General features: G+C 66.2%; 6 protein-coding genes. 5 read left to right on the forward strand and 1 reads right to left on the reverse strand.

Going from position 1 to position 8,355, the window contains the following annotated elements:
• The 4 genes from ACFE7U_RS16680 to ACFE7U_RS16695 form a co-directional block, all read left to right on the forward strand.
• The coding region (locus tag ACFE7U_RS16680; protein WP_375410836.1) for a phosphoadenylyl-sulfate reductase at positions 1-468 on the forward strand (468 nt) is incomplete at its 5' end.
• The gene (cysD, locus tag ACFE7U_RS16685) at positions 465-1,409 is read left to right on the forward strand and encodes a sulfate adenylyltransferase subunit CysD (RefSeq protein ID WP_375410837.1); all 945 of its coding nucleotides are present in this window, start codon (positions 465-467) and stop codon (positions 1,407-1,409) included. The genes ACFE7U_RS16680 and cysD, both read left to right, overlap by 4 nt.
• Before the next feature lies 1 nt (position 1,410).
• Complete coding sequence (cysN, locus tag ACFE7U_RS16690) at positions 1,411-2,811, forward strand: sulfate adenylyltransferase subunit CysN (protein ID WP_375410838.1); 1,401 nt, start codon at positions 1,411-1,413, stop codon at positions 2,809-2,811.
• Between the two features lie 190 nt (positions 2,812-3,001).
• Positions 3,002-4,159 carry a YihY/virulence factor BrkB family protein gene (locus ACFE7U_RS16695; protein ID WP_375410839.1) on the forward strand — a complete coding sequence of 386 codons (1,158 nt, stop codon included), beginning with the start codon at positions 3,002-3,004 and terminating at the stop codon, positions 4,157-4,159.
• Between the two features lie 87 nt (positions 4,160-4,246).
• On the opposite strand, the gene ACFE7U_RS16700 is transcribed toward ACFE7U_RS16695, so the two are convergent.
• Positions 4,247-5,140: a hypothetical protein gene (locus tag ACFE7U_RS16700; protein ID WP_375410840.1), complete on the reverse strand. Its 894-nt coding sequence runs from the start codon at positions 5,138-5,140 to the stop codon at positions 4,247-4,249.
• Between the two features lie 438 nt (positions 5,141-5,578).
• Here ACFE7U_RS16700 and polA point away from each other — a divergent pair.
• A partial coding sequence (gene polA, locus ACFE7U_RS16705) for a DNA polymerase I (RefSeq protein WP_375410841.1) occupies positions 5,579-8,355 on the forward strand: 2,777 nt, incomplete at its 3' end.

Here is an 8,355-nt window from a genome sequence, read left to right on the forward strand (position 1 = left end):
GGATTCCGCCATTCGGTGGCCGCGCGCCAGGATTGCTGCGGCTTTCGCAAGGTCGAACCGCTCGGACGAGCTTTGGCAGGTACCGCCGGCTGGCTCACGGGCCTGCGGGCCGGGCAATCGCCGAACCGCGCCGACACGCCGCTCGCCGAAGCCGACGAGGCTCGCGGGCTCATCAAGATCAATCCGCTCGCCGACTGGACCCGGGCCGATGTCGAGCGCCTCGTGATCGACAACTTCGTCCCCTACAACGTCCTCCACGACCGAGGCTTTCCCTCGATCGGATGTGCGCCCTGCACCCGTGCGGTCCGTGTCGGGGAGAGCGAGCGCGCCGGCCGGTGGTGGTGGGAGCAGGAATCTAAGAAGGAATGCGGCCTACATCTCCATCGACCGGAGGCGGCCGTTGCACCCGGCGAGGAACCCGCTGCCTTCGAGCGCATCCGCAACACCAGCCCGGAGATGGCCCAATGAGCGCCGGTCCCGCTTCAGAGACCCTGCCCGCTAGCCGGCCCGACCGCCTGACGCATCTCCAGCGCCTGGAGGCCGAGAGCATTCACATCATGCGGGAGACGGTCGCCGAGACCGAGAACCCGGTGATGCTCTACTCGATCGGCAAGGATTCATCGGTCCTGCTGCACCTCGCGCTCAAGGCCTTCGCGCCGGGGCGCCTGCCGTTCCCGCTGATGCACATCGACACGACGTGGAAGTTCAAGGAGATGATCGCCTTCCGCGATGCGCGCGTGAAGGCGCTCGGTCTCGACCTCATCGTTCACACGAACGCGGACGGTCTCGCCCGCGGCATCGGCCCGATCAGCCACGGCTCGGAAGTCCACACCGACGTGATGAAGACGCAGGGTCTCCGTCAGGCGCTGGACAAGCACAAGTTCGACGCCGCCTTCGGCGGTGCACGGCGCGACGAGGAGGCGTCCCGCGCCAAGGAGCGCATCGTCAGCGTGCGCACTGCCCAGCACCGCTGGGACCCGAAGCGCCAGCGTGCGGAGCCCTGGCACCTCTACAACATGAAGAAGAAGCGCGGCGAGAGCCTTCGGGTGTTCCCGCTCTCCAACTGGACCGAGCTCGACGTCTGGCTCTACATCGAGCAGGAGCAGATCCCGATCGTGCCTCTCTACTTCGCGGCCGAGCGCCCGGTCGTGGAGCGCGAGGGACAGCTCATCCTGGTCGACGACGAGCGCCTGCCGCTCGAACCCGGCGAGACTCCCCAGAACCTGTCGGTGCGCTTCCGGACGCTCGGCGACTATCCGCTCACCGGCGCCGTCGAGAGCGAGGCTGCCACCTTGCCGGAAATCATCGGCGAGACGCTGGCCGCCCGTACCTCGGAACGTCAGGGACGGGTGATCGACAAGGACGGAGCGGGCGCCATGGAGCGCAAGAAGCAGGAAGGCTACTTCTGAGATGACGATCCACCAGGCCCCCGAAGCCTTCGGCTACGACAGCTTCCTCGCAGCGCACCAGCACAAGGAAGTCCTGCGCTTCATCGCGTGTGGCTCCGTCGATGACGGCAAGTCGACGCTGATCGGCCGGCTGCTGCACGACACCAAGCAGATCTACGACGACCAGATCACCGCGCTCCAGCGCGATTCGCGAAAGCACGGTACGCAAGGGGCCGAGGTCGATCTCGCCCTTCTCGTCGACGGCCTCCAGGCCGAGCGCGAGCAGGGCATCACGATCGATGTCGCCTACCGCTTCTTCTCGACCGACAAGCGCTCGTTCATCGTCGCCGACACGCCCGGCCACGAGCAGTATACCCGCAACATGGCCACCGGCGCCTCGACTGCCGACGTCGCCGTGATCCTGGTCGATGCCCGCCACGGCCTCACCCGCCAGACCCGCCGGCACGCCCTGCTGGTGTCGATGCTGGGCATCCGCCGAGTAGTGCTGGCCGTCAACAAGATGGACGTGGTTGGCTGGTCGCAGAACCGGTTCGAGCAGATCACCGCGGCGTTCGATGCCTTTGCGGCGCCGCTCGGCTTCGGCGAGGTCAAGGCGATCCCCCTCTCGGCCAAGAACGGCGACAACGTGGTGCTGCCGGGCGCGGCCGCACCCTGGTATGATGGCGTGCCGCTGCTGAGCTACCTGGAGTCCGTTCCTGTCCGGATCGAGGAACAGGCGGCGCCGTTCCGGATGGCGGTGCAGTGGGTCAACCGTCCGAATTCCGAGTTCCGTGGCTTCTCAGGGCTGATCGCCAGCGGTCGCATTGCGCCCGGCGACGCCGTCGTGATCGCTCCTTCGGGTCGGACCTCGACCGTGGCCAGGATCTACACGGCGGACGGCGACCTGCCCCAGGCCGTCGAGGGCCAATCGGTGACGCTCGTTCTCGCCGATGAGGTCGATGCTTCGCGCGGCGCGGTGATCGCGGCGGCGGCGGCGCCATTGCGCATCACCGATACCCTCGAAGCCCGCCTGTTCTGGGCGGCCGAGACCGAGGTCGCAAGGGGCGCCGCGCTGCTCGCCAAGGTCGGCACCGTCACGGTGAATGCCATCCTCAGCGAGATCCGCACGAGGATCGACCCCGAGACCGGCCGGCCCGAGCCGGCCGGGCGTCTCGTGGCCAACGACATCGCGGACGTGGTCCTGACCCTCGATCGGCCCGTGGCGGTCGATGCCTATTCGGCCAACCGCGATACCGGCGGCTTCATCCTGATCGACCGCGAGACGACGGACACGGCGGCACTGGGCCTCATTCAGTTTACCGACGCCCCGAGCAAGAACGTGGCGACACCCGTTCCGCAGGTCGGTGCGACGGCTCGCGGCGGCATCCTCGGCGGTCTGCGGCGCCTGTTCGGGCGCAGCTGACCGGGGTTCGACGACGTTCGGCGTGGCGGGTCCTCGCCACAGCCGATGCGTCGGCCTCGGTTCGTCGGCCGTATTACGCGGCAGCGGACGGCGTAAACCAATACGGTGAAACGGAATCCGCCGAACATCAGTTGTCCTGCCAGGAAACAATCCCGCATTGGCGGGGTAGCTTCGAGGCGGCAAGCGACACATGGCAAATCCTGAGAAGACCACCGCCGATGCCGCGTCGAACGAAGGCGGGAATTCGACGGTCTGGACGCTAGCTCTTGCAACCGCCCTGATCGGGCTCGTGGCGCTCCCGCGCCGGACGACCGTCCAGCACTCCGGCGAGACCTCTCCCAACGGCCCGGCCCGTGAACCGTCGCCTTCCCATACGGGCGAGGACGCCAAACGGGTGGCGGATGCGCAACCCGAGCGCGGACGCAAGGCGACGACGCCGTCCGAGATCCCAGCCAAGGGCTGGAAGGATATCGGGATGCGGGTATTCAAGGATATCAGCGAGAACCGTCTCGTCTCGGTGGCGGCGGGCGTGACGTTCTACGTCCTGCTCGCGATCTTCCCCGCCATCGCGGCGCTCGTCTCCTGCTACGGCCTCGTCGCGGATGCCGCGACCATCAACGAACAGATCGCCAGCCTGCAGGGCATACTGCCATCGGGCGCGCTCGAGATCGTCGGCGAACAGGTCAAGCGCATCACCGAGAAGGGTGACACCACGCTGGGCATCACCTTCTTCACCAGCATCGCCCTTTCCCTGTGGAGTGCCAATGGCGGCATGAAGGCGGTCTTCGACGCGCTCAACGTGGTCTACGAGGAGAAAGAGACGCGCAATTTCTTCTGGCTCAACCTGCGTTCGCTCGCCTTCACTGCCGGCGCCCTGCTGTTCGTCGTCTTCGCGCTGGTGGCGATCGTCGTGCTGCCCGCGATCTTCGCCTTCGTGGGTCTGAGCGAGAAGGCTTGGTATATCGCCCTTCTGCGCTGGCCCGTCCTGCTCGCGGCAGTGCTCGGTGGACTCGCGCTGCTCTATCGCTACGGCCCGAGCCGAGACGCTCCGCGCTGGCGCTGGGTGACCTGGGGCAGTGCCGTCGCGGGCGTCCTCTGGCTCGTCGCATCGCTAGCCTTCTCCTGGTACGTCTCCAACTTCGGCAGCTACAACGAGACCTACGGATCACTCGGCGCGGCGGTCGGGTTCATGACCTGGATCTGGCTCTCGACCACAATTGTTTTGGTGGGGGCCGAGATCAATGCGGAGATGGAGCACCAGACCGAGGCCGATACCACCGTGGGCAAGCCGCTACCGCTCGGCACCCGCTCGGCGCGGATGGCCGATACGGTGGGTGCAGCGACGTGAGGATACGTCCTTCGCCTTAATCCTCCCCCGTTTCCAGCGGGGTGGCGGCTGCGTGCATGATGGGGCAGGCCGCCATCATCTGGGTCATCAAACCAGCAGGTCGGCTACCGCGGAGGGAACGAAGTTCAGGGTGATTTCCGAGAACTCCGGCGTCCGCAGATAGCCGTATGATTTATGATGGTTGGGCTCACCGCTCAGGCGGCGGTACTCGTTCATCACCGCAATGTCGGTGACGTGGACGCCGTGATCGTTGGGCACATAGTCTTCGCCGAGAGCGCCTGTCACCGTTGCGACATCTCGTTTGTCGGTCAGGTTCGTCCAGTGAGCGACATTGTTGGGCGTGCGGCACGCCCCGTGCTCGGCGGCGATCTTCAGCTTCACCTCCGCCAGACCCAGCGGCGACCCGAGCGTCACGAAATGCGCGACCTTCACCGATGGCGCATCGCGCTCCAGCGACCTCAGCGCATCGTAGGCGATGATCGATCCCATCGAGTGCGCGGCGAGCAAGATACGCCGGCCGGATAGGGCCTTGATCCGCTCGCACAGGCGCCCGCGGACATTGCGGGCGAACTCCGTCTCCGAATGGTAGTGCCACAGGTCGTCGAAGCGCGTCTTCAGGATGATGTCGTCGACGGGCGTCACGCCGGTCTTCGTCTGCAACCTGTCGAGCCCCTCGTAGACATAGCCCATCAGGGTGCTGACGGGCGCAATGTCGGCCGGATCATGTCTTGGAAACGGCCCGCTGCCATCGTCCGGATGATACGGTTCATCGTTCTCTTCGGCGACGACCGGCTTCTCGTAGCGAAGGTCCGCCCAGTAGATGAATTCGAACGGAATTTCTCCGTCGGACCACCCGCAATTGCGTGTCAGGCCTTCGGCGATGGCCGCCTTCCACCAGCGTGTCTTCTCGTCGAGGGGCGGCTTGTTCTCCAGGCCATGGATACCGAGGATGATGCACGGCTCGTTTGTTCCGGAGATCATCTTACCTTCAGTCCCACCCTTCCGGCCTTGCTCGACCCTTCAAGGAAACCGAGACGCGATGCGCGTCAACGCAGCGGCACTGGTTGTGTTCGGTCGGACGCAAACGTCGCGATCCCTCGATAAAGCCGACTGGCAATGCGGTCCGGAAAAGGCGGTTCCGGACCGCGACATTTCTGATCGGCCGCGCGGACGCCATCCTCCTCATTGCAGTCGCTGTCGATGCCTCCGGTACCGGTTCGTCACCTCAACGCGCGTCGTCGATCTGCGGGATGGTCTGGGCAATCTCGCCCGACTTGCGCAGTTCCGTCCGGTCGACCTACCGGAGTTCGAGGGGCGGGGCCTGGACTGCGCCATTCGTGAGGATCGCGCATCCGGGCTTGGCGTTCGTGCAGCCCTGGCCCTAATCAGGCGTGCCCGCACGCGAACCCTGGCCGCTCGATGACCGCTTCCCCTGCCTCCGCGCCCGTCGGCCCCGGCGACCAGATCATCCTGGTCGACGGCTCGTCGTTCATTTTTCGCGCGTACTTCCAGTCGATCAACCAGGACCAGAAGTACAACACCCGCCCGTCCGACGGCCTGCCCACCGGGGCGGTGCGATTGTTCTGCACCAAGATTGCCCAGTTTGTGCAGGAGGGGGCTGCCGGCATCAAACCGACGCATCTCGCCATCGTGTTCGACAAGTCCGAGGGCTCTTTCCGCAAGGAGCTTTTCCCGGATTACAAAGGTCACCGCCCGGACGCGCCGGACGACCTCAAGCGCCAGATGCCGCTGATGCGCGACGCCGTGCGCGCCTTCGGGCTGATCCCGATCGAGCTTGAGCGCTACGAGGCCGACGACCTCATCGCCACCTATTCACGCCAGGCCGAGGCAAGGGGCGCCGGCGTCATCATCGTCTCCTCCGACAAGGACCTGATGCAGCTCGTCGGTCCGCTGGTGCGGTTCTACGACTTCGAATCCGGTGCCAAGGGCAAGCCAGGCTACCGGCCCGAGCGCAACCTCGACGTGGACGCCATCATCGCCAAGTGGGAGGGCCTGAGCCCAGGCCAGATCGGCGACGCGCTGGCGCTCATCGGCGACACCTCCGACAACGTGCCCGGCGTCCCCGGCATCGGGCTCAAGACCGCCGCCGCGCTCATCAAGGAATACGGAAGCCTGGAGCAGCTCCTCGAGCGTGCGGGCGAGATCAAGCAGCCCAAGCGCCGCGAGACTCTGCTCGCCGGAATCGATCAGGCGCGGCTCTCGCGAAAACTCGTCGCGCTGGAAGAGAACGTGCCGCTGCCGGTGGCGCTCGACGACCTGCGCCTGCCGGCGCCCGACCCCCAAAAACTGGTCGGCTTCCTCAAGGCGATGGAGTTCAACACCCTGACCCGGCGCATCGCCCAGATGCTCCACGTCGATCCGGAGACGGTCAAGCCGGATCCGGCACTGCTGCCGGGTGCCTCGCCTCATGCCTACGCGAATGCCGACGGTGGCAGCGACGCGGTCCCGTTCTTTGGCGATGCCGTGCCGGTCGATCCCGAGACGGCGGCTGGGGGCATGGACAGGCCGGAAGGCGCGGCGCCAGCCGAGATCGACCCGTTTGCCGACCTGAACCTGCCCGACATCGCTCCCAAACCGCGTGGTCCCGGCGAGCCGACGCCGTCCAACGTCGTGGCCGCCCGTGCGGCGGAATCCGTGAAGCCCTTCGACACCGAATCGTACGAGACCATCGGGACGATCGAACAGTTGCGAGCCTGGATCGCCGAGGCCGAGGAGGCTGGCGTCATCGCGGTCGACACCGAAACCGACTCGCTCGACGCCAACAACGCCAATCTCGTCGGCGTCTCGCTCTGCGTTGCTCCCGGGCGGGCGGCCTATATCCCGTTGAAGCATTCGGGCGGCGACGACCTTTTCGGCGATGGCCTGCTGCCCGGTCAGATCCCGATCGACGACGCGCTGAACGCCCTCCGTCCGCTCCTCGAGAACCCGGGCGTGCTCAAGGTCGGCCAGAACCTGAAATACGACCTCTCCGTGCTGGTCCGCTACGGCATCACGGTGGCGCCCTTCGACGACACGATGCTGATCTCCTACGTGCTCGATGCCGGCAAGGGCGGCCACGGCATGGACGAGCTCGCGCGCCGCCATCTCGGCCACCAGCCCATCACCTTCTCGGACGTCGCCGGCACCGGCAAGGCCAAGATCGCCTTCGACCGCGTGGCGCTCGACAAGGCCACGGCCTACGCGGCGGAAGACGCCGACGTCACCCTGCGCCTGTGGCGGATGATGAAGCCGCGCCTCGTCGCCGAACGGCGGGTGGCCGTCTACGAGACCCTGGAGCGACCGCTGGTGCCGGTTGTCGCCCGCATGGAGGCGCAGGGCATCCGAGTCGACCGCAACATGCTGAGCTGCCTCTCGGGCGATTTCTCGCAGATCCTGGTGCGCCTGGAGGAGGAGATCCAGGAGGACGTCGGCGAAAAATTCCAGGTCTCCTCGCCAAAGCAGATCGGCGACATCCTGTTCGGCAAGATGGGCCTGCCCGGCGCCAAGAAGACGCCGTCCGGCCAATGGGCTACCCCCGCCACGCTGCTCGAGGAATTGGCGCAGGCCGGCCACCCGCTCCCGAAGAAGATCCTCGAATGGCGCCAGCTCGCCAAGCTGAAATCGACCTACACCGACAGCCTGCAGGAGCATGCCGACCGGGAGACCGACCGGGTCCACACCTCGTTCTCGCTCGCCGCGACGACGACCGGGCGCCTGTCCTCTTCCGACCCGAACCTTCAGAACATCCCGATCCGCACCGAGGAGGGCCGCCGCATCCGCCGCGCCTTCGTGGCGGCTCCGGGTAACCGCCTGATCTCTGCCGATTACAGCCAGATCGAACTCCGGCTATTGGCCCACATCGCCGACATCCCGCAGCTGCGCCAGGCGTTCGAGGACGGCATCGACATCCATGCGGCGACGGCGAGCGCCATGTTCGGCGTCTCGCTGAAGGACATGACGGGCGACCTGCGCCGGCGCGCCAAGACCATCAATTTCGGCATCATCTACGGCATTTCCGCCTTCGGGCTGGCGGATCGCCTCGGCATCGGCCGCGAAGAGGCGAGCCTGTTCATCAAGCAGTACTTCGAGCGCTTTCCCGGCATCCGCGCCTATATCGACGACACGAAGAAGCTCTGCCGCGACAAGGGCTACGTCACCACCCTGTTCGGCCGGGTCTGCCACTATCCGCAGATCCG

The sequence above is a fragment of the uncultured Methylobacterium sp. genome (genome assembly GCF_964251405.1).
Classification (GTDB): domain Bacteria; phylum Pseudomonadota; class Alphaproteobacteria; order Rhizobiales; family Beijerinckiaceae; genus Methylobacterium.